The organism is Achromobacter kerstersii, assembly GCF_902859595.1.
GTDB classification, from domain to species: Bacteria; Pseudomonadota; Gammaproteobacteria; order Burkholderiales; family Burkholderiaceae_B; genus Achromobacter; species Achromobacter kerstersii.
This window is the reverse complement of sequence record NZ_CADIJQ010000003.1, coordinates 271,504-298,349: the sequence shown is the minus strand read 5'-3', so window position 1 is coordinate 298,349 and position 26,846 is coordinate 271,504. Positions and strand designations below refer to the sequence as shown.

Here is a 26,846-nt window from a genome sequence, read left to right as displayed (position 1 = left end):
CAGACGGCGGTCTGTCATGCAGACGACAGACAGTATTTTCCGGCCGGCCCTACGCTCACGCAAGCGACGGGGATCAACCTTTTCCCCGAAATAAATAAGGGGCGCCTTGTGCGTTCCATTCGGAGACAACGCATGAGCAGCATGTTCGACCATGGCCTGGCGCGCCGCGACGCCAACTACGAAGCCTTGACGCCGGTGGATTTCATCGCGCGCGCCGCCGAGGTCTACGGCAACCGCCTGGCCGTGGTGCATGGCAACGTGCGCCGCACCTGGGGCCAGACCTATGAACGCGCCCAGCGGCTGGCTAACGCGCTGGCGCAGGCCGGTATTAAGCGCGGCGATACCGTCGCTGTCATGCTGCCCAACATTCCCGCTATGGTCGAGGCCCACTTCGGCGTGCCGATGCTGGGCGCTGTGCTCAACACCTTGAACACCCGGCTCGATACGCCCAGCGTGCTGTTCATGCTGGGCCACGGCGAAGCCCGCGCGCTGATCGTTGACACCGAATACGGCGACGTCGCGCAGCGCGCCCGCGCCGAATTCCCGCATCTGAAGATCGTGTCCGTGCACGACCTGGCGTCCGCGCCCGCCACCCTGCCTGGCGCGACCGACTACGAAGCCTTCCTGGCCGACGCGCCCGCCACGTTCGACTGGAAACCGCCCGCTGATGAATGGGACGCCATCGCGCTGAATTACACGTCAGGCACCACAGGCGACCCGAAGGGCGTGGTCTACCACTACCGCGGCGCCTACCTGAACGCCATCAGCAACATCCTGGAATGGGACATGCCCAAGCACGCGGTCTATCTGTGGACGCTGCCCATGTTCCATTGCAATGGCTGGTGCTTCCCCTGGACGGTGGCCGCGCGCGCGGGCGTGAACGTGTGCCTGCGCAAGTTTGATCCCCAGACCGTGTTCGACCTGATCCGTGCCGAAGGCGTCACGCATTACTGCGGCGCGCCTATCGTGCAAAGCGCGCTGGCGAATGCGCCCGCCGAGATGCGCGCCGGCATCACGCATACCGTGCGCACGATGGTCGCGGGCGCCGCGCCCGCGCCGGCCGTCATCGCAAAGATGCGCGACATCGGCTTCGAGCTGACGCACGTTTATGGCTTGACGGAAGTCTATGGCCCGGCCGCCGTCTGCGCCCGCCAGGAAGCGTGGGACGCGCTGGACGACGAACGCCGCGCAATGCTGACCGCGCGCCAGGGCGTGCGCTATCACTTGCAGGCGGGCGTGTCGGTGCGCAACCCCGAGACCATGGAAGAAGTGCCCGCCGACGAACAGACCGTTGGCGAAGTCATGTTCCGCGGCAACATCTGCATGAAGGGCTATCTGAAGAATGACCGCGCCACCGACGATGCGTTTGCGGGCGGCTGGTTCCACACAGGTGACCTGGGCGTGATGACGGCGGACGGGTACGTGCGCATCAAAGACCGCAGCAAGGACATCATTATTTCGGGCGGTGAAAACATCTCGAGCATCGAGGTCGAAGACGCGTTGTACCGCCACCCTTCGGTTGCCGCCGTGGCGGTGGTGGCCATGCCCGACCCGAAGTGGGGCGAAACGCCGTGCGCCTTCGTGGAACTGAAGCCCGGGTTCACGGCTACCGCAGAAGAAATCATCGCGCACTGCAAGCTGCTGCTGCCGGGCTTCAAGGTCCCGCGCGCGGTGCGCTTTGGTGAACTGCCCAAGACATCCACCGGCAAGATCCAGAAGTTTGAACTGCGCGCCGCGGTCGGCGCGACCCAGGCCATTGATGTGGCCATTCCTGGCGCGAAGTCTGATGCGAAGTCCGACGCCAAGCCCAACGCCAATCCCGAGGCCACCGCGGTGGCCAATCCCAAGAAAGCCGTCTGAACGCCGGCGCCAACACCCCCAATCAGGAGCTCCGAGGCCATGACGTACCAAGCCCCCGTGAAAGACATGTTGTTCGTGTTGAACCATCTGGCCGGCCTGCAGCAAGTTGCCGCGCTGCCCGGTTACGAGGAGGCCACGCCCGACACCGCCCAAGCCGTGCTGGAAGAGTCCGCCCACTTCGCCGCCGATGTGCTGGCGCCGCTGAACCACGCCGCCGACCGCGAACCCAGCGCCTGGCGCGACGGCAAGGTCACGACCTCGCCCGGCTTCAAGCAGGCTTTCCGCCAATACACCGAAGCCGGCTGGCAGGGCATGTCGCATCCCGTTGAGTACGGCGGCCAGGGCCTGCCCGGCCTGATCGGCTCGCCCTGCTCTGAAATGCTGAACGCCGCCAACCTGTCGTTCGCGCTGTGCCCGCTGCTGACCAACGGCGCCATCGAAGCCCTGCTGACGGCCGGCTCGCCCGAATTGAAATCGCGCTTCATCGGCCCCATGATTTCGGGCCAGTGGACGGGCACCATGAACCTGACCGAGCCGCAGGCCGGTTCCGACCTGGCCATGATCCGCACGCGCGCACAGCCCGTGGGCGATGGCACGTACCGGCTGTCCGGCACCAAGATCTTCATCACCTATGGCGACCACGACCTGACCGAGAACATCCTGCACCTGGTGCTGGCCCGGCTGCCCGACGCGCCCGAAGGCGTGAAGGGCATTTCGCTGTTCCTGGTGCCCAAGTTCCTGGTGAACGAAGACGGCTCGCTGGGCGCCCGCAACGACGTCGAGTGCGTGTCGATTGAGCACAAGCTGGGCATCAAGGCCAGTCCCACCGCCACGCTGCAATTCGGCGATGCGGGCGGCGCGCTGGGCTATCTGGTCGGCCAGGAAAACCGCGGGCTGGACGCCATGTTCATCATGATGAACGCCGCGCGCTACGCGGTGGGCGTGCAGGGTATCGCCATCGCTGACCGCGCGTACCAGCATGCGCTGGCCTACGCCGCCGAACGCGTGCAGAGCCGCCCGGTTGATGGTTCATCGCGCGAGGCAGTGCCCATCATCCAGCACCCCGACGTGCGCCGCATGCTGGGCACGATGCGCGCCCTGACCGAAGCGGGCCGCGCGCTGGCCTATGTGACCGCCGGCCATGCCGATCTGGCGCACGCCAGCCCCGACGCCACCGAACGCAAACACCAGTTGGCCATCCAGGAATTTCTGGTGCCCATCGTGAAAGGCTGGTGCACCGAAATGTCGATCGACGTCGCCAGCCTGGGCGTGCAGGTGCACGGCGGCATGGGCTTCATCGAGGAAACCGGCGCCGCGCAGTACTACCGCGACGCCCGCATCCTGACCATCTATGAAGGCACCACCGCCATCCAGGCGAATGACCTGGTCGGCCGCAAGACCTTGCGCGATGGCGGCGCGGTGGCGCAAGCCTTGCTCGCCGGCATCCAGCAAACGGAAAAGGAGCTGGAATCGCGCAGCGAACCGGCCGCTGCTCTGGTGCTGAAGCCGCTGCGCCAGGCACGGATGGCGTTGGCGAATGTGGTGGACTTCGTGCTGGCCAACGCGGCCGGCGCGCCCAACGCCGTCTTCGGTTCGGCCGTGCCGTATCTGCTGCTGGCGGGCACGACGCTGGCCGGTTGGCAGATGGCGCGCGCGTTGCTCGCGAGCCTGGACCATCGCCAGGAAGACCCGGCGTTCCACGACGCCAAGATCGCCACCGTGCAGTGCTACGCCTTGCACAAGCTGACGCAGGCGCCGGGCTTGGCAGCGGTGGTGCTGGGTTCGAAGGATTACGAGGTCCAGCCTTAAGCCAGCAAGCGACCGGCTCGGCACGGGGTTCGCGCCCGGAAGGATAACGAGCGCGGCAGCTGGGCACTTGGCTTGCCCCTCGTGCGACAACGAGCGCAATAGCCAGCGTGACAGCGTGTGCTACCCAAAGAGACCGCCTTCAGGGCGGTCTCTTTGCATGCGCGGGCGGTCAGAATGCGCTCTGGCCCCGTCATTAAGCATATAACCATAAAGAATAAAGAACGAGAATAAACATATTTAAAATCATTAAACGGACACCGGAAAACCCTTTGCCCGTAGGCAAAGCGCCAGCCGTATCAAGGCGCGATTCACAGGATTCCCCATGTTCCGCAAGCTCTTGATTGCCACCCTGCTTTCCGCTGCCGCCACTGCCCCCGCCCTGTCCGCCCCGCCCGTCCTGGAAATCGGCTATCTGCCGATCTTGCCCGACGCGCAATTGTTCGTCGGACTGGAAGAAGGCACGCTGCAAGCCAAGGGCGCCCCCGCGCCCAAGCTGGTGCAATTCCAGAGCGGCCCGGCGCTGACGCAAGCGCTGATCGCCGGCCAGTTAGACGCTGCCTACGTGGGCATTGGGCCGGCGCTGGTGGCGCGCGCAAAGGGCGCGCCGATCAAGGTCGTGGCGTCGAACATCGTTGAACAGGTCAATGTGGTGGCGCTGGGCCCGTTGGCGCCCTACTTCGCGTCGGGCGACCCGGCCACCGCCTTCGCCCGCTTCGCCAAGGATCACGGCCGCAAGCCCGTCATCGCCAGCTATCCCAAGGGCGCCGTGCCGGAAGCCGCATTGCAATATTGGCTGCGCAATCAGATCAAGGCTGACCCGGCCAGCGTCGAACTCATCTATCAAGGCGAAGCCCAGATCCAGCAATCGCTGCTGACGGGCGCCATTGATGGCGCGGCCATCCTCGAACCCACCGTCACCACCGTGCTGACCCGCGCCCCGGAATCGCGCGTGGTGGCGCGGGGGTCCGAGCTGTTTCCCAAGCAGCCGGGCGCTGTGCTGCTGGTGCGTGAAAAGCTCATCGCCGACCATCCCGACACCGTGCAGCAACTGGTGAACGCGCATCTGGCGGCCACGGCGCTGTTGAAGAACGACCCGGCCAAGGCCGCAGGCTACGTACAGAAATACGTGGGTGGCGGCCGCCTGGACCGCGCGCTGGTCGAGAAAGCCATCCGCAGCTCGCACGACCAGTTCGAGGCCAACCCGCACGCCATCGTCAATGCGACGGCCGAGCTGCAAACGTTCCAGGCCACGCTTGGCACGGTGGAAGCGCCGCCCGTGGATGTGAAGCAATTGTTCGACACCCGCTACTACGACAAGGCCGCCAAGCCATGAGCCAGGGCGCGCACGTGACCGCCGCGCCGGGGTCATCATCCCTGCGGACAGCCCCGCAGTCATCGCCCCGCAACGGCCCGCCGCCCTGGCTGGCCGCCGCGCGCCGGGCGGCCTATGGCATTGCCGGGCTGATCATTTTCATTGGAATCTGGAAAGCCGCGCTGATCTGGGAATGGGCGCCGCGCGGCACCCTGCCCGATCCGTTCGCGCTGCCCGGCACCTTGGCGCAGGAATGGCAATCGGGCCGTTTGCTGCCCGCCATCGGGTCCAGCCTGGTGCACTATTTCTGGGGGCTGGCGCTGGGCACTGCGCTGGGCTTCGGAGTGGGGCTGGCCGCCGCGACGCTGCCGCGCTTTGATCTGATGCAGGCGTATCTGGCCCGCATCCTGCGCCCGATTCCGCCGCTGGCCTGGGTGGTATTCGCCATTGCCTGGTTCAAGGTCAGCCACGCTGGCGCGGCCTTCGTCATCGCCATCGGCGTGTTCTGGGTGAACTACTTCGCCACCTACAGCGCCGTGCGCAACGTAGACCCGCGCTATTACGAACTGGCCCGCGCGTTTGGCCACGGCGGCTATCTGGCGCGCGCGTTTTCCGTGACGCTGCCCGCCATCGCGCCCGGCGCCTTGTCGGGCGTGCGCACCGGCATCGGCCAGGCCTGGATGACCTTGATCGCGGCCGAACTGTTGGGCGTGCCGGGCATGGGCCAAGAGATGAACGCTGCGGCCGGCGTCGGCGCTTACGACGCCGTCGTCGTCTACATGCTGATCATTTCGCTGGTCTACACAATCTGCGACCTGGCGTTCTCCGCCGTCGAAAGCAAGGTGCTGCAATGGCGTCCGTAATTGAGTTTTCGAAGCTGTCTTATCAGCATCCGGGCGCGGCCGCGCCGGTCATCCAGGGCTTGTCGTTGCAGATTGAAGCGGGCAGCTTTGTGGCGGTGGTGGGCGGCTCGGGTGTGGGCAAGTCCACCTTGCTGCGCGCCGCCGCCGGGCTGACCGAACCGACCTCCGGCGACGTCCGGTTCCAGGCGCAGCCGCGCCCGGGCCGCCGCACGCGCGCCGTGGTGTTTCAAGACAGCCGCCTGATGCCGTGGCGCACGGTGGGCGGCAATGTGGGCTATGGGCTGGAAGGCCTGGGGCTGGACCGCGAAGAAAAATCGCAACGCATCGCCTCGGCGTTGCAACTGACGGACATGGCCGACTACGGCCGGCGCTGGCCGCATCAGCTGTCGGGCGGCCAGGCGCAGCGGGTGGGCATTGCGCGCGCCCTGGCGGTCAAGCCCGACCTGCTGCTGATGGACGAACCCTTCAGCGCGGTTGACGCCATCACGCGCCGCAACCTGCAACAAGAGCTGATCCGCGTCTGGCAGGCTTCTGGCGCGGCGGTGCTGTTCGTGACGCACGACATCGAAGAAGCGGTGTTCCTGGCCGACAAGGTCGTGGTGCTAGGCGGGCACCCCGCCAATATCGTGGGCAGTTACGATATCGGCCTGCCGCGCCCCCGCGACCGGGGTACGGCGGCCTTCGCCGCACAGGTGGCGGCCATCGCCCACACGCTGGAACACCACTGACATGATTCAACTGCTGATACACGCCCCCACTCCCGCCTCGCTGGACCGCGCCCGCCGCAACGCCGCGAACCTGAAGAAGGCCGACCCGCAAGCCCGGGTGGAGATCGTGGCCAACGCCGGCGCCGTGGCCGCCGCGCTGGCCGAACCGCATCCCACGGACGAACATCTGGTGCTGTGCCAGAACACGCTGACCGCGACGGGCGCCACCGCGCCAGCCCACGTGCAAACGGCGCCTGCCGCGGTGCTGCATATTGCGCAGCGTCAGGCGGACGGCTGGGCGTATATGCGGGCTTGAAATCACGGGCTTGATTCAGCACCGCAGCGGCTGCGATACCTTGCGCGGCAAGGTCACCACCCAGAACAGCAACGCCGCCGCGCTGATGCCGGCGCCCAGCGCACACACCCCCAGCCAACCCGCGCGCGCATACACCGCCGTGGAGGCAATGCCGCCCAGCCCGCTGCCCACGGCGTAGAACATCATGTAGGCCCCGACCAGGCGGCTGTGCGCCTGCGCGCTGATGCTGAAGATCATCGTCTGATTGGTCACGTGCAGCGCTTGCAGCGCCACGTCCAGAATCAGCACGCCCAGCGCCAGCGCCCACAGGCTGTGGTCCAGCAACGCAATGGGCGCCCACGCCAGGCATAACAGCAGCAAGCCCGCGCCCGTGGTGCGCTGCGCGAACCCACTGTCAGCCCAACGCCCGGCCCGCGCCGCCATCAACACGCCCAACACGCCGACCAGCCCAAACGCGCCAATCGCCGTGTGCGACAAGCCATGCGGCGGCGCGCTCAACGGCAACACCAGCGCCGTCCAGAATGCGCTGATGGCCGCAAACATCAGCAAGGCGATCATGCCGCGCACGCGCAGCACCGGCTCGGTGGCCAGCAACGTGTACAGCGAACGCAGCAGCGCCCAGTACGACAGGTTCGCCGTGGGCAAGCGGCGTTGCGGCAAGCGGCGCATCAGCACCATCGCCAACACGGCGGCCACTATCGCTGACACGACATACACCGCACGCCATCCCGCGGCATCCGCCACCACGCCCGCCACCGTGCGCGCCAGCAGCAAACCAATCACCACCCCGCCCTGCGCCGCGCCCACGACACTCCCGCGCTCCCCCGGCGCGGCCAACGCGGCAGACAGCGCCAGCAAGCCCTGCGTCATCGCCGTTCCCAGCAATCCCAGCGCCACCATGCCGGTCAGCAGCCAGGGCGTGTTGGACGACAGCGCCACCGCCATCAACGCCAGCACCAGCAAGCCCAATTGCCCGATCATCAAACGGCGCCGGTCCAGCAAATCACCCAGCGGCACGACGAACAGCAAGGCCAGCGCGCAGCCCAATTGCGTGGCGGTGACAACGACGCCCACCGCGGCGTCGTCCAGCGCGAACTCGCGCCCGATCGCATCCAGCAAGGGTTGCGCGTAATAGACGTTGGCCACGCTCAACGCGCAAGCCACGGCCAGCAGCAACACCGTCGACGTGGGCAGGCGAACCTCGGGTTCCCCCCTTGCAGGGTCAGATTCGGGCAGCATCAGGTTTCCTCTTGTGGTTTTATTACGAAACCAGAATGCTAGATCTTAAGGTTTTATAATGCAACCGTTAAGTCCGATGCGCAGTCCCCCGTCTTCTACTTGCTTAAGGGTTCGACATGGTCAAACGCACCAGCCTTGAAGGCGCCGCCTGTCCGGTGGCGCGTTCCTTAGACGCGATCGGCGACTGGTGGTCGCTGTTGATCGTGCGCGATGCGTTTGATGGATTGCGGCGCTTTGGGGAATTCCAGAAAAGCCTGGGCGTGGCCAAGAACATCCTGAGCGACCGGCTGCGCACCCTGGTCGCCCACGGCATCCTTGCCGTGGCTCCCGCGTCGGACGGCAGCGCCTATCAGGAATACGTGCTCACGGACAAAGGCCGCGCGCTCTTCCCCGTCATCGTGGGCTTGCGCCAATGGGGCGAAGACCATTACTACGGCCCGTCCGAAGCCCATTCCACCCTGATCGACCGCAAGCGCGGCCAGCCGGTACGCCGCCTGGAAATCCGCGCGCAAGACGGACGGTTGCTGGAGCCGGACGACACGCTGGTGCAGAAGACAGCGCAGGCGGCGTAGGTGGTTTAGGCCGCTGACAACTGCGGCCCCGCGCTTTCAATATCAGACTTCTTCTATAGACGCGCGCGCACCCCGCAACGCAAGATTGCCTCTCCCGCCTTGTCCTGTCAGGGGGTGGCCGTGCCATCGCATTTCAATGACCTGCGTTTTTCTCCCCAGCTCGGGGACGCCTGATGGCCGCCCCCGTTGCGGCCGCGCTGATCTGGGGCTACCGGGCCTATCGCGCTTACGCCGCCTACGAAACCGCACAGACCGCCATCGAATCGGCGGAAACACTGGCGCAGATTCAGCAGCGCAAGAAGGACGTTGAGGCGCTTCTGAAGGATGTCATCAAAGGCATGAAGGAAGAGATCGACATCAAAAGCTCCACGTTCGTCCGTACCGGCGGCAACGTCACGGTGTCGCGCGGCCGAAGCGAAAACGTGACCTATCGGCAATACATAGAACGCAAGATTCCATTCCGTCCCATCATCAGCACCGTGTGCCAATGGGCGTTGAAATCGCCGCTGAAAGTGCCTCGCCGGATACGCAAGAGAATTCCTGGCGAGGTCATTGAAACCACGATCGATATTGCGCTGAAGCAGACCACCGCGTCACTGGTGTTTGAAGCGGTAGATGACTTGCTGACTTGGCAAAGCCCGCTCAAGGCAGAGCCGAACTACGACGCGGCGTCTCGCGTAGCGCTGCTGGGCGAACCGGCGACACGCCCCAAGCGGATCAGCAAATACTTCCCCTTCTGGCCCCGCCCCAGAGGCAGCCTGGCGCCGGACCTCGTCATCGTCGAGTATCGGCAGCAGCCGTTTGAGGTGAACAACGTGTTTGCTGCGATCGAGATCAAGTTTCCGAATGACTGGGTGAAAGGGAAGCAGATGGGAGACTACGCGCGTCTGATGAACGAAGACAAGACCAAAGTGGCCCTGATGCGGGTTCCAGAAGATTGCACGGGATATGAGCCCAGCGCCGATGGAAAACCCGAGCGCGGCGCGCGCCCCCGGAGAGACCGATGAGCACCAGCCATCCTCTGCTAGACGAAGACGACCTATCGGGCATGGTGACCGACCTGAAACGGTGGCCCAACGTAGCGATTGACCATGGCCCTTTTGAACTCGCGGTCACGCCCTACCTCACCTTCTATTTCACCTACGAGCCCGTACATTTCCTACAAGCCACCTTGGATATGGTCGATGTCCATACGGCCTTCGAAGCATTACTGGGCAATCCGTATTTGATCGCTACCCACCCGGACTCTGAACGTCCGCATCCCTACGGATCAAAGAAGCTGGGAGACCTGCGGGAGTGGATAAAAAAGACACCCGTGGAAGAGACATTCACCGTCAAATTTACAGACGAAGAAAACCATCAAAGCTCGCCGACTCATGCCGCCTATCTTTGGCGCGAACCGACTCTTGGACAACGTGAGCAGTGCTACTCCTCAATCCAGTTCTACTACCGCTGGCAATGGTGGCTGGACAACAAAGAGGCGTGGCGCAAATTCGTTCTGGACACGATCGCCCGATTGAAACCCGCGCAGGTCTACAGCGGCTTCTCCATGGCAAACCCGTTGGAATTCGGCATGCGTTCGGAGGTCGCGGTCTGGGACCGGGCGTTGGCCCCGCACTTCTATGGGCTGGACACCGACTATCCCTTCGGCATGATGTTCACGCCCGACCTGCCTTCTGGCATCCGCCCGCCCACGTGGGGGTTCTTCCTGTCTGACGTGTGGCGAAAAAAACTCTCGATGACACGCGAGGACGTGGCCGCCCATTTGCACGACTCGCGTATCCGCATCGACACGCTAAGCGCCGGGCAATGGATAGAGCTCGGCCAGCAACCCGACCTCTATCCCGTTGAAAATGGCTTGCCCGAGCTGCCCGTTATGCTCAATCGCATGCTGCGCCGCATCCGCCATCCGCAGTTGGATTTGATCGGTTCCGGCGAATGGGATGGGGACCCCAACGAACGCTTCAACCGCCGCGATACGCAACGCTGGCTTGCCCGATTCGACGACGACAGCGATTGGCCCACACCGGAAATTCGTGGCCTGGCGCCCCGCGCCCCCTTGATCGAACCTACGCCCTCACACGTCATCGCCGGGGAACCGATCCCGACCGAAGGCTGGTGGTACACGCTGGCCAAGCACGGCTCGCGCCAGCATTTCAAGGCAGGCGATCTAGCCCCGCAAATCTCGCAGGGCGCATCACGGGGCCGAGTCATCTGGCAACGCGACATCGATCAAGACGCCGCGAAGGCTGAACCGCCAAGTCTGGCGTCGCCTGGCGCGGTTCGCGTACGCTCAGGCGAGCCCTGCCCTTATCCGGGAATCTGGGTCTGTGAAGACGAGCCCGGCGCCCCGCAACCCTTCGCGTACCAAACCCCGATGCCGCAGGTGAATGGCCGCGACGTCTGCTGGGCCATGGTCAAATTCCTGCGATAAGGCCCGCTGGCCACGCCCCCGTCCCCAGCGACGTCGGCGAATACGCGTCGAATTTCCACCGCAGCGCCAACGCGCCGGGCCGCCGGACCACGCGGCGCACGTCCACACGCCAGAGCCGTTCCGCGCCGGCGAAGGTGTCGATCTCGGGGCTGTCCAGCACCACTTCCGCCTGGCCTGACACCTGCAAGACATCACCGCGTTCAAAGTCGATGAAGACGAGTCCCGCGCGCGGGTTCGCCACGATGTTGCCCAGCGTGTTGAAGAACCGGTTGCCTGAAAAATCGGGAATGGTCAGCACGTTGCCGTCTACGCGCACGAAGCCCGGCTTGCCGCCCCGGTGCGACACATCGACCGAGCGGCCGCCATTCGCGTCGTCAACATAGGTCGCCACGAAGAACGTGTCGGACGCCTGGATCAGCGCGCGGGCGGCGTCGTCCAGCTGCGATTTTTCTTGCGGCGGGGCGGCGAATCGCAATGCGGGCGAGCGCGAGAAATAAAACTCGCGCGACTGGATGTACTGCGGGCAATTGCCGAAGGACTGCGACACCGCCACGTCGAAACGCTTGCCGTCCCAGGCTGCGATCCGGCCATTCATGCGATTGCGCCGGCGGGTATGCAGTTCAATGCCCAGCAGGCCAACCGACTTGCCATCGGCCAGGCCCGCGCGCAGCGGGTCGTCGGCATCCGGCACGGCCGCCACGCGCAGCAGGTGGGGGTCCGGCGACATCGCAAACCCCGGCTGGCCTTCCAGCACGCCCGCCCAGGGGTCGCCCTGCTCGTCCACCGTTCCCATCACTAGAAAAGGCAGTTGCGCGAAGAACATGCGGTGCTGGTCCGGCATGTAGTCGCGCAGCAGCTTGGGGCCGATCTGCGCCATGCGTTCGGCCATGCCGACGTGCGCATGCAGCGCGCGTTCGCCGGCATGCCAGGGCGAGGCTTCGGGTAGGGAATCAGCGGGGATCATGATGCGCTCCTTGCCGGCGCGGGGGCCGGGGTACATTCCGTTCAAGCCGCTCGAACCGTTAAGCCGTTAAGGCGTTAAGGCGGTCAAGCCATTAAGCCGTTCAAGCCGTTAAGCCATTCAAGCCGCTTGCAAGCCGGCCGCCGTGCGCGCCATCGGCACGAAGCGCGGCAGGGACTCGATGCGGGCAAGCCACTGCTGGATGTTCGGATACCCCGTCAGCGCCACATTGCCTTCGGGCGCATGCGACACATAGGTGTAGCAGGCCACGTCCGCGATGGTCGGGGTGTCGCCCGCCAGGAAGTCGCGGCGGCTGAGTTCGCTGTCCATCACCGCCAGCAAGGCATGTGCGCGCGCCAGCGTGGCGTCGATATCGAATGCCGCGCCAAACACGGTCACGAGGCGGGCCGTAGCGGGGCCGTTGGCCAAGGGGCCGGCCGCTACTGACAACCAGCGCTGCACCGCCGCCGCACCCACGGCGTCTTCGGGCAACCACGCAGCACCCCCGTAGCGCTTGGCCAGATAGACCAGGATGGCATTGGAATCCGCCACTACGGTGCCGTTGTCGTCAATCACCGGCACCTGGCCGAAGGCGTTCAGCGCCAGGAATTCGGGACGCTTCTGTTCGGCCTGGCGCAAATTGACGTCAACGCAACGATGCGGCACGTCAAGCAAAGACAACATCAGCGCGACGCGGTGCGCGTGGCCAGACAAGGGGAAGCTGTAGAAGGTCAACGGAGCGGCAGACATGGCGTAGTTTCCAAATGGATAAGCGATGTCTGCATCTTGAGCCGATGCGCGCCTGCCGTGAACCGCCAGCGGCGGCAAGACACTATTACAGAAACTGAAAGAACGCCGGACGCGCGGCGCCTATACCGGCAGCGCCGCCAGATCCCGGCGCAAGGCCTCAACGCAGAATTCCACAAAGCTGCGCACCTTGGCGGAGCTGCGCCGGCCCTCGGGATACACCACATGCACCGGCATCGGCGGCGCTTCGAATTCGCGCAGCACCACCTGCAAGGCGCCGCTTTGCAGGTGGCGGGCCACTTGATACGACACCACCTGCGTCAACCCCCACCCTTCGCACGCGGCCAGCACGGCGGCCTGAAACGACGTGACCGTCAGCTGCGATTCCATGCTCAGACGGTGCAGTTCGCCGTCTTGCATGAAGCGCCATTGCGCGCTGCGCCCTTCCATGGCGGCGGTGATCGTGCAGCGCCGTTGCAACGCTTCCAGATCTTCCGGCACCCCGTGTTCGCGCAGGAAGGCGGGCGAGGCGCACACCACGCGGCGCACCTGCCCCACCGGCACCGCCGTCAATGACGAATCCGGCAAGGGGCCGATGCGCACGGCCACGTCCACGCCCTCGTCCATCAAATTCACCACGCGGTCCACCAGCAAGGTGCGCACCGACACTTCGCGATGCGCGCGCAAATAGCCCAAAACCGCCGGCATCACGTGAAGCTCGCCGAAGAGCGCGGGCGCGGTGATGTGCAGCGCGCCACGCGGGGCGGCCATCACGCCGGCGGCGGCGTCGTCGGCTTGCTCGACCTCGTCCAGAATGCGGCGGCAGTCGGCGGCATAGCGCTGGCCCGCTTCGGTCAGACGCAAGCTGCGCGTGGTGCGCACCAGCAACAACGCGCCCAGCCGCCGTTCAAGCGCCGCCACGCTGCGCGTCACCGTCGGCGCCGACATGGCCAGACGCCGGGCGGCGGCGGCGAAGCTTTGCGCGTCGGCCACGGCCAGGAACACGGTCATTTCATGGAATTGATTCATGGAGGGGTCTCGGTCTTGCGCGGCCTACAGGCGGGCGGCGCTGTCCTGGATGCACTGGCGAACGATATCGCCTAACGCGGCCGCAACGGAATCGGGCTGCGCCTGGCTGCGATACAGCGATAGCGCTATGGATGGCAGCGCCGGCAAATCGTGCTCGCCCGGGGCCAAGGCGCGCACCGATGCGGGCAACCCAAGCGGGGTGCGCACCATTACCCCCAGGCCCGCCGCCACCGCCGCCCACAACCCCGCCAGACTGGGGCTGGTGTAGACCGCGCGCCACGGCTGATTGGCGCGGTCCAGCGCGCCCGTCGCGCAGTTGCGGAACAGGCAAGGCGCCTCGAAGGCCACCAGCGGCATCTCGCCTGCGTCGTCCCGCAGCGGCGCGGACACGGGTTGTGCGGGGCCGATCCAGCGCATCGGCAAGTCCAGCAAATGCTGTGCATGCGGCACCCGCGCGTCGTGATCCCACGCCAGCGCCAGATCCAACTGGCCTAGCGCAATGCGTTCCAGCAAGTCGGTGTTGCGCGCGACCCGCGCTTCGATCCTGACTTTTGGATGCGCCCGCGCGAATTGCCCCAACACCTGGGGCAACAGCATTTCGCCGAAGTCTTCCTGCAAGCCCAGGCGCACGATGCCTTGCAGCTCGACCCCGCGCACGGCGCGCGCCGCCTGATCGTTCAAGTCCAGCAACCGGCGCGCATACGCCAGCATCGTTTCACCGGCGTCGGTCAACGCCAGGCCTCGCCCTTCTTTGCGCAGCAGCGGCACGCCGGCCTGTTCTTCCAGCTTCTTCATCTGGGCGCTGACCGCTGATGTAGACCGGCCCAGCCGATCCGCCGCCCGGCCGAAGCTGCCCAGGTCCACGCCTGCGACGAAGCTGCGCAACACGTCCAGGTCGAAAGTGATCTGCCGCATGGTTGTCCTCAATGAATAATCCTGATTTTCAAAACTATTGAATCAATATTTCCTGATTTTCAGAACGATAGCAGAGGCGCAGACTGGCCAGGTCTTTTTTTGATTTGTCTGCTGGAGCCTTGCATGCCTGTCACTCTTGACCCCGCCGAACGCCCCGCCCACCGCTGGAAAGTGCTGGCCGTGGGCGTGGCCGCCAACGCCGCCTTTTCCGCCGCCGCCGCAGGCTTGCCGACCACCGCCGTGTACATGCGCGCCGGCTACCGGCTGGACAACGATCAACTGGGCTTGGCATTGGGCTTGATGGGCCTGGGCGTGGCGCTATTCGAACTGCCATGGGGATTGCTGACCGACCGCTGGGGCGACCGCCCGGTGCTGCTGACCGGCCTGGGCGCCACCGCTGCGGCGTTGGCGTGGATGAGTCTGTACGCAGCCCCGGCCGGCGCCGACGTGCCTGGCTTGTGGCTGCTGGCGCTGGGCCTGTTGCTGGTGGGCATGCTGGGCGGCAGCGTCAACGGCGCCAGTGGCCGCGCGGTGATGGCCTGGTTCGACGAAGGCGAACGCGGCCTGGCGATGAGCATCCGGCAAACCGCCGTGCCATTGGGCGGCGGCCTGGGCGCGTTGTTGCTGCCGTGGCTGGCGGCGCACGCCGGCTTCGCGGCGGTGTATGGCGTGCTGGCCGGGATGTGCGCCACGGCGGCGCTACTTGCGGTCTGCTGGCTGCGCGAACCCGTCAGGCCGGGCAGCGTAGCGCCCTCTGACGGCGGCTCGCCCACCGCCACGTCAGCACGCGATGCAGGCCCCGCCCCTGCCTCGCCGTTACGCGATGCTCGCGTCTGGCGGGCGGCCGTCGCCATCGGAGTGATGTGCTGCCCGCAATTTGCCGTGCTGACCTTCGCCACCGTCTTCCTCCACGACTTCAGCCACGCCGGCATCGGCACATTGACGGCGGTGATGGTGGCCGTCCAACTGGGTGCAATGGTGGCGCGCATTGCCGCGGGCCGGTGGACCGACCGCCATGGCAACCGGCGCGCCTTTCTCCGCCGATGCGTGCAGTTGAGCTTTGTATTGTTTGCCGCGCTGGGCGCGTTGGCCTGGGCCATCAACGACACGGCATCGGCGCCGTTGGCCGTAACGGCAGTGGCGTGCCTGCTGGCGGTGGCGGGCATCTGCGCGTCGGCCTGGCACGGGGTGGCGTACACGGAACTGGCAACGCTGGCGGGTGCCAAACGCGCAGGCACCGCCTTGGGGCTGGCCAACACCTGCGTCTACCTGGGTTTGTTCCTGACGCCGCTTGCCATTGCGCATGGCGTTGCGGCAAGTTCGTGGCCCTTGGTTTGGGCGGTGGCTGGCCTGTGCATGCTGGCCGCGTTGCCCTTGCTGCCCCGGCCAGCCGCGCCTGCCCGATCGCGCGCTACGCCTGAAATTCCTGGTTCAGCCAGCCCAGAAACGCCTTGACCGGCGGATGGCGTTCGCGGCCCGGCGCGCACAGCGCCGTGTACGCCGAACCCGGCACGCGCACGTCTGGCCGCACGGCGGCCAAGGTGCCCGCGCCCACGCTGTCAGACACCATCACGGAACTGGCCAGCACCAACCCCTGCCCGGCAATGGCCGCCTGCAACGCGTAGTGTTCTTCCGCATAGGCATGCACGGCCGACGGCTTGCGCCAGGCGGGCAAGCCGGCTGCACCGCACCATGCCTGCCAGCCCTGTTCGTACAGCTCGGAATCACGCCAGCGCACGGTCACCAACGCGGGTGCGCGATTTGCGCTGCGCTTGCCCATGTGGGCAAGCAACGCGGGCGCGCCGTAGACGCCAAACCATTCCTGCAATACACAGGCGGTGTGCAACGCCGGGTAGCTATGCGGGCTGTAACGCACCGCGACGTCCACGCTGGCGTCTTGCAGCAGATCCACCGGCTCGGCGCTGGCATTCAGATTCAGCTGGTACTGCGGAAAGGCCTGATAGAAGCGGCCAAGTCTGGGCACCAGCCACAAGGCTGCAAACGAATGCGTGGTGGATACCGTCAACGCCCCCGATGCCGGCGCGGGCCGCAGCGCGTCCAGCGTCTGCGCAATGTCCAGCAAGCCGCCATGCACGCTGACAAACAGGCGCGCGCCCTTGTCCGTCAGCCGCACGCCGCGCGGCACGCGGTCAAACAGCGCGCATCCCGCCTGGCGCTCCAACGCCTTGATCTGATGCGATACCGCCGTCGGCGTGACCGACAGCTCAGCCGCCGCCAGCTTGAAACTGCGCAGCCGGGCGGCTGCTTCAAAAGCGCGCAAGGCGGTCACGGGCAATGAGGCGAACATGAGGCGGCTTATATAGATGAAGTGAATTCATCTTAATCAAGGAATCGTCATTTGTCGCGGCGGACCGGGTTTTCTACATTGGGGCATCGATATTGATTCATCGACACCAAGGCATCCCGCCCCTTTTCGCGGCGCGCCTTACGAAACCAAGGACCCCGACATGAATTCACATCATCAATCAAAGCGCCTGCTCATCCTGGTGGGCAGCCCCCGGAAAGACGGCAACAGCGCCGCATTGGGCGCCGCTGCGCAACGCGGCGCCGAGGCGGCCGGCACGCCCGCCAGCCTGTTGTTCCTGGACGATTACATCCAGGGCTTCCTGCCCGACCTGCGCCACCGGCCCGTGCCCGCCGACCGCTACGACGAGCTATTCCTGGAACATTTTCTGCCCGCCGACGGCGTGTTGTTCTGCACGCCAATCTACTGGTACGGGATGTCGGCGCAGACCAAGGCGTTCTTTGACCGCTCGTTCAGCCACTACGCGGGCGCGGGGCCCGAGCCGGAACGGGTCAAGGCCCGCATGACGGGCAAGCGGCTGGGGCTGGCGGTGGCGTCCGAGGAAACCTACCCGGGCGCAGCGCTGGGCATCGTGCATCAGTTGCAGGAATTTTCGCGCTACACGCATTCGGATTTTGTTGGCTACGTGCATGGCGCGGGCAACCACCGGGGTGAAATTGCGGCCGACCCGCGCCAGCCGCTGCTGGCGGCCGAGCAATTGGGCGCGTCGTTCTTTGAACGGAAGTATTCAGACTACCGCGTTGAAACGCCCCGCCCTCACAACGTCTGGGAAGCGGCCGCGCCCGCGCGCAGCAACACGCCGGGCGTGCTGCCGTAAACCTGCTTGAAGACGCGGGTCAGATGGGCTTGATCCGCGAAACCCACCGCGTGCGCCGCCTGCGCCAGCGGCAAGCCATCGCGTAGCAACACGCGGGCGCGCGCCACCCGCCAATTGCGCAGCCATGCCTGTGGCGGCAGGCCATAGCGGCGCGCGAACTGTTTGACGAGCGTGGTGCGATGGCGGCGCTGCGCGCGCGCCAAGGCTTCCAAGTCTGGCGCGCAAGCGGGATCGGCGGCCATGCGCGCGCGCAGCAGCTCGCAAACGTCTGGGGCATCCGTGGAAGCGGTGTCGGCGCAATGGGCATGGGCCGCCAACAAGCTGAACAAGGCAGCGGATAGCTGTTTGCCCCGCTCCGCCCCGGCCATGGCATCCGGCGCCAACGCCGCCAGCCACTGCGTGCACAAAGCGGGCGCGCTGATAACCGGCCCGGGCAGTTGCGCATCGCCTTCGAACAAGGCGCGCGCATGGTCGTTGAACCAGGCCGCGTCGATATACGCCATGCGATACGCCAGCGGCGCGGCCGACGTGCCGCCGGTGTGGACCTGGCCGGGCGCAATCACCACCAGATCGCCCTCGCCGGCCACATGGGCTTGCCCATGCACGGTGAAGGAGCAGCGCCCTTGTTCGATGGCGCCGATGGACCAGGCGTCGTGAAAATGGGGCGCGTAGCGATACGCGCGCAGATCGGCGATCAGCACGTCGCCGGGCAGGCCCGCGCCGCAATGCCAGATATGTTGGGAAACCGCCATGAAACCGCCATCTTGGGGCTAGCCGAAGTAGTGCCCGTCGGAGGTCAGCGACCGGGCCAGCAGCCACGCGTTACGAGGATTTTCTCCCACCCGGCGGATGGCGTAGGGCCACCAATCGGCGCCGAAAGGAAGATAGACCCTGACGTTATAGCCCAAGCCGCGCAGGGCCAGTTGCCAGTCGGGGCGCACGCCGTAAAGCATCTCGAATTCGAACGCGTCCGGCGGCCATCCGCGCTCGCGCGCCAGCGTCATGATGGCGCCCGCCAAGCGGTCGTCATGCGTGCCGAAGACGGGGTAGAAGCCGGACTCGCGGGCCTCGTGCGACAACATGATGCCGGCCGCATCCAGATAGGCCTGATCGATGCGCGCGCGGCCCGCGTGGTCAAGCGCGCGCTCGGGGAATGCCCCTTTGACCAGACGCAGCGACGTGCGTTGCCGGATCGCCCAGGCCAGGTCTTCCGGCGTGCGGCGGCGGCGCGCCTGCAAGGTCAGCCCGGCGGGTAGCCCGGCTTGCAGCAAGTCGCGATGCAGCGCGCAGGTGCGGTCGCGGATGCCCGAGTCTTCCATGTCCAGCACAACCCAATTGCGGGCGGCGCCGCCGATGCGGGGAGCGGCCGAGTCAGCTGTCGCACGAGCTGCCGCATCAGCCGCCCATCCCGCCGCACTGGCCGCCGCACCAGTCGTCGCACTGGCCGCCGAACTGGCCGCCGAACTGGCCGTCGCACCAGCCGCTGCACTAGCCGCCGCCCCAATACGCCGGGCGTTTTCCGTGCCCAGTGCGTCGCTTGCCATGAAGCCGATGGCAGTGGGATCGATGGAGACATGCACGTCCAGGCCCGCCGCGCCCAATGCGTGGCACGCTTCGATGGCTTGCGACACGTTGTGCTTGATCGCGACCGGCTCGGCCACGTACTCACCCAGATAGAAGAGTGATGCGCGGATGCCGTGCGCGTCGCGCAGCCGCAAGGCGGTCTGGACGGCCGCATCGACGTCCGCGCCGCCAACAAAGCGGCGCGCCAGTGACGTCCGGGCCGCCATCGCCCGCATCGTGCGGCCCATCAGGGGGCTGCGCGCCAGCGCGATGGTGGTTCTTTGAAAAATGCTCATGGGTGCTCCCGCTAGAGAGCACCACTATGGCGGGCTGGCGGGCGTCCGTATTGAACGCCCGTGAATGGGCCGCCCGGCTAATCGGGTCGCCCGGCGAATCGGGACGCCCGTGCAGTGGGACGCTCGTGCAGCGGGGCGCTCGTGCAGCGGGACGCTCGTGCAGCGGGACGCTCGTGCAGCGAGACGCTCGTGCAGCGAGACGCCCGTGCAGCGGGACGCTCGTGCAGCGAGACGCTCGTGCAGCGAGACGCCCGTGCAGCGGGACGCCCGTGAAGCGGGACGCCCCGTGGTTCAGCCGCGGCTATCGAACCGCCTCCGCCTACACCTTGCCACTGACCAGCGTCGCGGCCGGCGTGCGGCCGAACAGCGGGCGTTGCACCGTCTGCGCCAACAGCACGCCCGCCAAGGTCACCGCGCCGCCCAGCAAGTGATAGCCGTGCAGTTGCTCGCGCAGCATCAGGAAGGCCGCCAACGCCGTGAACAGCGGCAGCAGGTTGATGAAGATGCTGCAACGGTTGGGGCCAAGCCGGTGCACGCCTTCAATCCACAGGTACGACAGCAGCACCGACGAGAAAATGCCCGCGTAGAGAATGAGCGGAATCGTGTTCACATCCAGCGCGGCCTGCGCCGCCGGCACGCGCAGATACAGCGGCAGCATGTAGAGCAGCGCAAAAATCGATTGCACGAACGTGGACTGCCAGGCCGGGACCGGCACCTTCCAATGACGCAGCAGCACGCCGTACAGCGCATAAGACAAGGCGGCCAGCAGCATCAGGCCGTCGCCCACGTGGATGCCGTGCTGAAACACGCTAAGCATGTCGCCCTGCCCCACCAGGTACAGCAGCCCCAGAAACGACATCACACCGCCCGCCGCCATCCCCAGCGTCAGCGGATCGCGAAGGATCACGACGCTGAGCAGCATGCTCAGCAACGGAATCAGCGCCGTCAGGATGGCCATGTTGGTGGCGGTGGTGGTTTCGGCCGCGCGATACGACAGCGCCTGAAACACCGCCGACGACAGTGCGCCGTACAGCGCCAGCTTGGGCCAGTGGCGAAGAATGACCTTGCGGTTGCGCCAGGCCGGGCGGGCCGTGAACAGGCCCATCAGAAACAGCGCCAGCACCAGGCGGTAGAAGGTGATGGCGGTGGGCGAGATGGCGCTGGCGGCCATCTTCGACACGATGACATTGCCCGCCCAGAACAGAATGGCGAACAAGGGGAACAGATAGGACATGATGCGTACGCTCGCAGGAAGGGGATCGGACCCGCCCGCGTTCAACGTGCGCAAGCGCGTTGGCGCGGGGGACGATCGCTATCCTATTGAGCGGCGTTCAGCCCGTCTCCCGATGAAATGGCACGGACTATCGCAAAATGGACATTGCTCTGCTGGATATTGCGCCGCTGACTAGGGCCTGCCGTACAAAACGTGGATTCATCAGGGCCTGAAAGGCGCCGGGTCCAAGGGCAGCTCCACGCCGGCCATCTGGGCCGTCAAGAGCGCCGCGCTGCCGCAAGCCAAGGTGAAGCCCAGCGCGCCCTGGCCGACGTTCAGCCACAGGTTGTCTGCCGCGCCGCTGCGCCCGATCAGGGGCTTGCCGGTGGGCGTGGCCGGGCGCAGACCCGCCCAGGGAATGGCCTGGCGCAGGTCCAACGAGGGGAACGCTTCCAGCACCTGTTCTTTCAGCAAGGCCACGCGCGCAGGGTCGATGTCGGCGTTTGCGCTGCCGATATCCACCATGGCCGCGATGCGCAACACGCCGCCCACGCGCGCATAGACGATGCGGCGTTCGTAGTCCGTCACGCTGATGCGCGGCGCGACGGTCTCGTCATCAGCCAGCGGCACGCTCAGGCTGTAGCCCTTCAGCGGATACAGCGGCACGTCCTGGCCCAACGGCTTGAGCAAATTACGCGTGCCGATGCCGGTAGCCAGCACGACGGCGTCCGCGCCGATATCGCCGTTGCGCGTGTTCACGGCCACAATGCGCCGGCCTTCGCGCTGCAAGCCCGACACCGGGTTCGACATGGCGCATTCCACATTGCCCATGGCTTGCAGGCGGTCGAACAAGGCTTCTGTGAACTGGCGGCAGTCGCCCGCTTCTTCGCTGGGCGTGTAGATGGCGCCCGCCAGCTTGCTGCCCATGGCGGCCAGCGCTGGCTCCATGGCCAGCGTTTGTGCGGCGTCCAGCACCTGTTGTTCGGCGCCATGCCCCGCCTGATACGCCACCAGCGCGCGCGCCTTGTCGAGCAAGGCCGGGCTGCGATACGCGATCAGCTTGCCGTTTTTAAGATGGCCGAACGCCAGGTCTTCCTGCGCCAGCAGCGTATGCATGACGTCGCGGCTGAGATAGGACAGCCCCAACAGTTGCGCGGTGGACGCCTTGGCCACCGATGCGCGGCACGCCAGCGCAAATTGCAGGCACCAGCGCCATTGATGCAGATCCATCCGGGGCCGGAACCGCAGCGGGGAATCGCGGCGCAACAGCCAGCCCGGCACGCTGGGCAGCACGCCGGGGCCGGCCAGCGGCGCCACATAGCTATAGCTGAGCTGGCCGCCGTTGGCGTAGCTGGACACCTCGGCCGGACGCGCCTGGCTGTCCACCAGCACCACGTCGTGCCCCTGGCGCGCCAGGAAATAGGCGGACGTCACGCCGACGACGCCCGCACCGATCACGCAAACGCGCATACCTATATCCAAGAAAACGGGAAGTTGCCGCTATTCTGAAACGCGCGCCGCCCGCCCGGCAAATGCCAAACGCCGCAGCATCCATAACAAAACATCATGCCCCGGCTCAGGCGGCGCGGTGCAGCTTGATGATGGCGGCGGCGGTCGGGTCGCGCACCAGATCGGCCAGCGTGTAGCCGTTAAGGGCGTCGTAGAAGGCATTCAAGGTCTGCGCCAGCACGCCGGCCAGGCGGCAGGCGCCGTCCAGCGCACAGGGCGGTTCGCGGCAATCGATCAGCGGGCCTTGCTGTTCCAGTTCGCGGATCAGGTCACCCACGCGGTAATCGCAGGGCGGGCGCGCCAGGCTCATGCCCCCGCCCTTGCCGCGCGACGTGCTGACCCACCCCCGCTGCGACATGAAATGCACGACTTTGACCAGGTGATTGCGCGACACCGCGAACCGTTCCGCAATTTCGGGAATGGTCACGGCGGCGGGCCGGTCGCGGCATTGCGTCAGGTACATCAGGACGCGCAGGCCGAAGTCAGTGAATCGGGTCAGTTGCATGGCAGGAGTGGCAGGGGCGGCGGGGTTGCGGTCAGCCCAGGCAGATCAGGCGGGTAAGGCAGGTCAGCCGGGTCGGGCGGACTCAGCCGGATCAGCCGGATCAGCCGGGATCAGCTGGGATTAGCCGGATCAGCCGGATCAGCCCGCCAGGATACACCGCTCAGGCCGGCGCGCCTCCGGTGCCAAAGGCCTCGGCGTGAATGCGATCGGCGGCAACACCCAGTTCCAGCAAAGCCGCGCGCTGCGCCTGCATGAAGGGCGCCGGGCCGCACAGGTAATAGTCGGCGCCGGGCACGATGGCGTTGTCGCGGATGGCGTGCAAGTCCACGCGGCCCGCGTGATCGTAGTCGCGTCCGGGCTGGTCGTCGTGGGCGATTTCCTCGTAGAACACGGCCTTTTGCACGTTGCCGCGTTCGGCGGCGATGCGGTTCACGTGGTCTTTCATGGCATGCACCGAGCGGTTGCGACAGCCGTGCACAAAGCGGATCTGGCGCGCGTCGTTGGTTTTGACCAGATGGTTCAGCATCGACACCATCGGCGTCAGCCCCACCCCGCCGCTCAGCAGCACCACCGGCGCATCGCCGTCTTGCTTCAGATGGAAATCCCCTTGCGGCGGCGCCACGTCCAGCACGCCGCCCTCTTCCAGACGGTCATGCAGGGCATTGGACACACGCCCGGCCGGCGTCTGCGCACCCGCAGCTTCGCGCTTGACCGAGATGCGCAGGCGGTCCTGGCCCGGCGCATCCGACAAGCTGTATTGGCGCGGCTGCATCAAGCCCAGTTCCGGCACGTAGACGCGCACGGACACATACTGGCCGGGCTGATAAGCCGGCACTGCGCCGCCATCGGCGGGCGCCAGATAGAACGACGTGATCTCGGCGCTTTCGGGCTGCTTGCCCACCACTCGGAATGCGCGCCACCCCGTCCAGCCGCCCGGCTTGCCGGCCGACTCGGCGTACAGCCGCGCCTCTTCGGCGATCAGCAGATCGGCCAACTGCCCATACGCGGCCGCCCAGGCGTCCACCAGTTCGTCGGTGGCGGCCTCGCCCAGCACTTCGCGGATGGACGCCAGCAAATGCTTGCCCACGATGGCGTAGTGCTCGGGGCGGATGCCCAGGCTGACATGCTTGTGCACGATCCGCGTCACCACCGGCATCAGCACTGAGGGATCGTCGATATGTTCCGCATAGGCCGTGACCGCGCCCGCCAGCGCGTGCTGCTGCTGGCCGCCGGCCTGATGGCCCTGATTGAAGATGTGCTTGAGCTCGGGGTTGTGCTCGAACATGCGCGCGTAAAAATGGCGGGTCAACGCCACGCCATGGGTCTTGAGAACGGGGGCCGTGGCTTTGACCAGCGCGCGGATTTGGGGGCTCAACATCTGCTGCTCCTTGGATTGCGATCGTGCTCGCTCTTAAATATATATTCATAATACATCTTTAACGGCCAATGGCAAAACGCCCGCTGCGCAGGCGCCAATCCCTACTTTCAGGAAGACCAGATGCCCAGTTGTGTCAGCGCGGGCAAGCCGCAATCGGCCACCGGACGCCACGACGGAAACGTCGCGTCACCATCTGGCGCCAGCCACACCGCCGACGCCATCCATTCCGTTCCCACCCGCCAGGTGCACGCGCGCCAGGCGCCTGCCGGCGCGCGCAGCCGGCACCGGCCTTGCGCGTCCGTTTCCAGGCCCACCGTGGCCATGTCCGCCGGAAAGTCCAGCCCGGCGGCCTTGATGAACGCTTCTTTCAATGTCCACAGCAGATAGAACCGTTCCGCTTGCGCCTTGCCCGTCAGCGCGGACAGCGCCGCCGCCTCTTGCGCGGAACACACCCAGGCCGCCAATTGGAGAAAGTTGCGCGGGCGCAGGCGTTCCAGATCCACGCCCAGCGCCCAGCCCGCAGGCGCGCGCCCACACAGCGCGTGGCCATGGCTGTGGCTCAGCGACGTCACGCCAGAAAGAGGGTGGGTTTGCCTGACGGCGTGCAGCAACACGCGGCTGACCTGCCAGTCTGCTATGGCCCGGGGCGTGACGCGAGGCGCCCGCCGGGCGTCATCAGGTGACAGATCCTTCACTTGATAGTGAGCGGCGGCGCGTTGGTCCGCCCAATACATGAATAGTTCCTGAACTTCCACGGAATTAAGTAACTAATTATTGGTCAAAAAAACCACGCCCACAGGCAGTAACTGAATACAACGTAACCATCAAAAACAAAATCCAGGCGCGCGGCCATAGTAGAATCGCGCGCTATGTTGACGTTCTCAATCGCGCAATGGCAAGGTTGGGCGCAAGGAATCGACTCCCCCGCTGACTGGTTACAGTGGGCCGAACATCCTTACTGCCCCCTTGGTGAACAACGCGCGCCCTGCCTCGACTTTCTGCCGCCCATGCAGCGCCGCCGGCTCAGCCCGCTGGCCCGCGCGGTGTTCGAGTGCGCCTGGCCGTTAGCCGCAGAACGCCCCGCCATGCCGCTGGTGTTCGCCTCGCGCCATGGGGAAACCACGCGCAATTTCGGTTTGCTGCAAGCGCTGGCGGCCGATGAGCCGCTGTCGCCCACGGCGTTCGGCTTGTCGGTGCACAACGCCATTGCCGCGCAGTGGTCGATCATACGCCGCGAAACCACCGAGTCCATCGCGCTTTCTGTGGAAGACGACGGGCTGGAGCACGCCTTCCTGGAAGCCGCCATGCTGTTTGGCGAGGGGCATGAAGACGTGCTCGTCGTGCTGGCCGAAGAACGCCCGCCCGCGCCCTACGCCCCCTGGATCGACGACGCGCCTTATACCTACGCCGCCGCGTTTCACCTGCGTCCGGGCACGGACTGGACGCTGACGGCATCCACTAATACAGCGGCTGCCCCGTCGGCCAATGCATCGGCCAGCGCATCCGCCCTGCCCGCCCCGGCAGCGGCGCCCGCCTGGCCCAACCCCTTGAATCTGCTGCGCCACCTGACGCTTTGCACGCCCACATGGCGGCACGCGAATGACGTCCGCTGCTGGACCTGGACCCGTACTGCATGACTAGCACCACGCAACCCCGCCAGGATTTCTGGCTCTGGCGCCTGGTCGCCACCGGCATGGCGTTCACGATGTTCGGCCTGGGCGGCCTGCTGCTGCGCGTGCTGGTCTTCCCGCCGCAGCGGCTCTTTCCGGGCGACAGGCTGGACCGCCAGCGCCGCGCCCGCTGGGCGTTGAACGGCACGTTCCGTCTTTTCATCCGGTTCATGGTCCGCGTGGGCATCCTGACGGTGGAGTTCAAGGGCGCGGAACGCCTGGGCAAGCCGGGCCAGATGATTCTGGCGAACCACCCGTCGCTGCTTGATGTCGTGTTCCTGGTGGGCCACGTCAAGAACGCCAACTGCATCGTCAAGCACGGGCTGGCCACCAACCCCTTCACGCGCGGCCCCATCGCCAACGCCGGCTACATCACCAACGATGAAAGCTTCGACATGTTCGACCGCGCCGCCGACGTGCTGCGCAACGGCGAAACGCTGATCGTCTTTCCCGAAGGCACGCGCACGCCGCCGGACGCGTTGCCCCAATTTCACCGTGGCGCCTGCGCCATTGCGCTGCGCGGCGCGCGGGTCGTCACGCCCGTCGTCATCCAGATGAATCCGCGCAGCCTGACCAAAGGCGAGCCCTGGTACCGCATTCCGGCGCGCCGGATGCGTTACGTGATTCAGGTTGGCGAAGATATTGATCCGGCCGTCTGGAGCAGCGCGCACCCGCTGCCGGCGGCGGGACGCAAGATGAATGCCTGGCTGCATGCCTATTTCGAAGCCGAACTGGCGCGCACCGCGCCGGCCGGTGCTCTCATGAACGAACACGCCACCCCTGACGGTGGCAGCGGAGTCTAAGC

26 protein-coding genes are annotated in these 26,846 nt (G+C 66.0%); 13 read left to right on the top strand and 13 right to left on the bottom strand.

Annotation, left to right across the window (positions count from 1 at the left end; all coding sequences use genetic code 11):
* Positions 1–132 precede the first annotated feature (132 nt).
* From HV765_RS12790 to HV765_RS12765, 6 genes are all read left to right on the top strand, one after another.
* On the top strand, positions 133–1,860 hold the full coding sequence (locus HV765_RS12790) for an acyl-CoA synthetase (protein ID WP_175169891.1): 1,728 nt from the start codon (positions 133–135) through the stop codon (positions 1,858–1,860).
* Between the two features lie 39 nt (positions 1,861–1,899).
* Positions 1,900–3,669: an acyl-CoA dehydrogenase gene (locus tag HV765_RS12785; protein ID WP_175169890.1), complete on the top strand. Its 1,770-nt coding sequence runs from the start codon at positions 1,900–1,902 to the stop codon at positions 3,667–3,669.
* 322 nt (positions 3,670–3,991) lie between these two features.
* On the top strand, positions 3,992–5,002 hold the full coding sequence (locus tag HV765_RS12780) for an ABC transporter substrate-binding protein (protein ID WP_054422242.1): 1,011 nt from the start codon (positions 3,992–3,994) through the stop codon (positions 5,000–5,002).
* Complete coding sequence (locus HV765_RS12775) at positions 4,999–5,844, top strand: ABC transporter permease (RefSeq protein WP_245636287.1); 846 nt, start codon at positions 4,999–5,001, stop codon at positions 5,842–5,844. Before HV765_RS12780 ends, HV765_RS12775 begins: the two co-directional genes overlap by 4 nt.
* On the top strand, positions 5,832–6,572 hold the full coding sequence (locus HV765_RS12770; protein ID WP_175169889.1) for an ABC transporter ATP-binding protein: 741 nt from the start codon (positions 5,832–5,834) through the stop codon (positions 6,570–6,572). Before HV765_RS12775 ends, HV765_RS12770 begins: the two co-directional genes overlap by 13 nt.
* A gap of 1 nt (position 6,573) precedes the next feature.
* Positions 6,574–6,867 (top strand): hypothetical protein, encoded by a 294-nt coding sequence (locus HV765_RS12765; RefSeq protein WP_175169888.1) that lies wholly within the window; start codon positions 6,574–6,576, stop codon positions 6,865–6,867.
* Between the two features lie 15 nt (positions 6,868–6,882).
* Here HV765_RS12765 and HV765_RS12760 read toward each other — a convergent pair whose 3' ends face one another.
* The gene (locus HV765_RS12760; RefSeq protein WP_175169887.1) at positions 6,883–8,106 is read right to left on the bottom strand and encodes an MFS transporter; all 1,224 of its coding nucleotides are present in this window, start codon (positions 8,104–8,106) and stop codon (positions 6,883–6,885) included.
* 116 nt (positions 8,107–8,222) lie between these two features.
* On the opposite strand from HV765_RS12760, the gene HV765_RS12755 reads away from it, so the two are divergent.
* The 3 genes from HV765_RS12755 (at position 8,223) to HV765_RS12745 (ending at position 11,112) form a co-directional block, all read left to right on the top strand.
* A complete protein-coding gene (locus HV765_RS12755) occupies positions 8,223–8,678 on the top strand; it encodes a winged helix-turn-helix transcriptional regulator (protein WP_175169886.1) in 456 nt (151 codons plus the stop codon).
* A 173-nt stretch (positions 8,679–8,851) separates the two neighbouring features.
* Complete coding sequence (locus tag HV765_RS12750; protein ID WP_175169885.1) at positions 8,852–9,685, top strand: VRR-NUC domain-containing protein; 834 nt, start codon at positions 8,852–8,854, stop codon at positions 9,683–9,685.
* The gene (locus HV765_RS12745; RefSeq protein ID WP_175169884.1) at positions 9,682–11,112 is read left to right on the top strand and encodes a type VI immunity family protein; all 1,431 of its coding nucleotides are present in this window, start codon (positions 9,682–9,684) and stop codon (positions 11,110–11,112) included. Before HV765_RS12750 ends, HV765_RS12745 begins: the two co-directional genes overlap by 4 nt.
* Here HV765_RS12745 and HV765_RS12740 read toward each other — a convergent pair.
* From HV765_RS12740 to HV765_RS12725, 4 genes are all read right to left on the bottom strand, one after another.
* Complete coding sequence (locus tag HV765_RS12740) at positions 11,096–12,076, bottom strand: pyridoxamine 5'-phosphate oxidase family protein (RefSeq protein WP_175169883.1); 981 nt, start codon at positions 12,074–12,076, stop codon at positions 11,096–11,098. The two genes, HV765_RS12745 and HV765_RS12740, sit on opposite strands and share 17 nt — an antisense overlap.
* A 117-nt stretch (positions 12,077–12,193) precedes the next feature.
* Positions 12,194–12,823, bottom strand: a complete 630-nt coding sequence (locus HV765_RS12735) for a glutathione S-transferase family protein (RefSeq protein WP_054422249.1) — start codon at positions 12,821–12,823, stop codon at positions 12,194–12,196.
* A gap of 120 nt (positions 12,824–12,943) precedes the next feature.
* The gene (locus HV765_RS12730; protein ID WP_175169882.1) at positions 12,944–13,849 is read right to left on the bottom strand and encodes a LysR family transcriptional regulator; all 906 of its coding nucleotides are present in this window, start codon (positions 13,847–13,849) and stop codon (positions 12,944–12,946) included.
* A gap of 24 nt (positions 13,850–13,873) precedes the next feature.
* The gene (locus HV765_RS12725) at positions 13,874–14,764 is read right to left on the bottom strand and encodes a LysR substrate-binding domain-containing protein (RefSeq protein ID WP_175169881.1); all 891 of its coding nucleotides are present in this window, start codon (positions 14,762–14,764) and stop codon (positions 13,874–13,876) included.
* 123 nt (positions 14,765–14,887) lie between these two features.
* On the opposite strand from HV765_RS12725, the gene HV765_RS12720 reads away from it, so the two are divergent.
* Entirely contained in the window at positions 14,888–16,219 is a 1,332-nt protein-coding gene (locus HV765_RS12720; protein ID WP_175169880.1) for an MFS transporter, read from the top strand.
* Here the strand turns inward: HV765_RS12720 and HV765_RS12715 are convergent.
* The gene (locus HV765_RS12715; RefSeq protein ID WP_175169879.1) at positions 16,176–17,072 is read right to left on the bottom strand and encodes a LysR substrate-binding domain-containing protein; all 897 of its coding nucleotides are present in this window, start codon (positions 17,070–17,072) and stop codon (positions 16,176–16,178) included. The two genes, HV765_RS12720 and HV765_RS12715, sit on opposite strands and share 44 nt — an antisense overlap.
* A gap of 160 nt (positions 17,073–17,232) precedes the next feature.
* Here HV765_RS12715 and HV765_RS12710 point away from each other — a divergent pair, with 160 nt between their 5' ends.
* On the top strand, positions 17,233–17,907 hold the full coding sequence (locus tag HV765_RS12710; RefSeq protein ID WP_175169878.1) for a flavodoxin family protein: 675 nt from the start codon (positions 17,233–17,235) through the stop codon (positions 17,905–17,907).
* Here the strand turns inward: HV765_RS12710 and HV765_RS12705 are convergent.
* The 7 genes from HV765_RS12705 to HV765_RS12675 all read right to left on the bottom strand — a co-directional run bounded on the left by HV765_RS12705 (position 17,847) and on the right by HV765_RS12675 (position 25,105).
* On the bottom strand, positions 17,847–18,659 hold the full coding sequence (locus HV765_RS12705) for a helix-turn-helix transcriptional regulator (protein ID WP_175169877.1): 813 nt from the start codon (positions 18,657–18,659) through the stop codon (positions 17,847–17,849). The genes HV765_RS12710 and HV765_RS12705 overlap by 61 nt on opposite strands.
* 18 nt (positions 18,660–18,677) lie before the next feature.
* Complete coding sequence (locus tag HV765_RS12700) at positions 18,678–19,766, bottom strand: proline dehydrogenase family protein (RefSeq protein WP_175169876.1); 1,089 nt, start codon at positions 19,764–19,766, stop codon at positions 18,678–18,680.
* 319 nt (positions 19,767–20,085) lie between these two features.
* Positions 20,086–21,000: a DMT family transporter gene (locus HV765_RS12695; RefSeq protein WP_175169875.1), complete on the bottom strand. Its 915-nt coding sequence runs from the start codon at positions 20,998–21,000 to the stop codon at positions 20,086–20,088.
* A gap of 201 nt (positions 21,001–21,201) precedes the next feature.
* On the bottom strand, positions 21,202–22,449 hold the full coding sequence (locus tag HV765_RS12690) for a D-amino acid dehydrogenase (RefSeq protein ID WP_175169874.1): 1,248 nt from the start codon (positions 22,447–22,449) through the stop codon (positions 21,202–21,204).
* A 106-nt stretch (positions 22,450–22,555) separates the two neighbouring features.
* A complete protein-coding gene (locus tag HV765_RS12685; protein ID WP_054422257.1) occupies positions 22,556–22,993 on the bottom strand; it encodes an Rrf2 family transcriptional regulator in 438 nt (145 codons plus the stop codon).
* 160 nt (positions 22,994–23,153) lie between these two features.
* Entirely contained in the window at positions 23,154–24,371 is a 1,218-nt protein-coding gene (gene hmpA, locus HV765_RS12680; RefSeq protein ID WP_175169873.1) for an NO-inducible flavohemoprotein, read from the bottom strand.
* A gap of 107 nt (positions 24,372–24,478) precedes the next feature.
* Positions 24,479–25,105, bottom strand: a complete 627-nt coding sequence (locus HV765_RS12675) for a 4'-phosphopantetheinyl transferase family protein (RefSeq protein WP_245636288.1) — start codon at positions 25,103–25,105, stop codon at positions 24,479–24,481.
* A gap of 135 nt (positions 25,106–25,240) precedes the next feature.
* Here HV765_RS12675 and HV765_RS12670 point away from each other — a divergent pair, with 135 nt between their 5' ends.
* Both HV765_RS12670 and HV765_RS12665 read left to right on the top strand, forming a co-directional pair.
* Positions 25,241–26,008, top strand: coding sequence for a beta-ketoacyl synthase chain length factor (locus tag HV765_RS12670; RefSeq protein WP_175169872.1), 768 nt, complete (start codon positions 25,241–25,243; stop codon positions 26,006–26,008).
* Positions 26,005–26,844, top strand: coding sequence for a lysophospholipid acyltransferase family protein (locus HV765_RS12665; protein ID WP_175169871.1), 840 nt, complete (start codon positions 26,005–26,007; stop codon positions 26,842–26,844). Before HV765_RS12670 ends, HV765_RS12665 begins: the two co-directional genes overlap by 4 nt.
* The last annotated feature ends 2 nt before the right edge of the window (positions 26,845–26,846 follow it).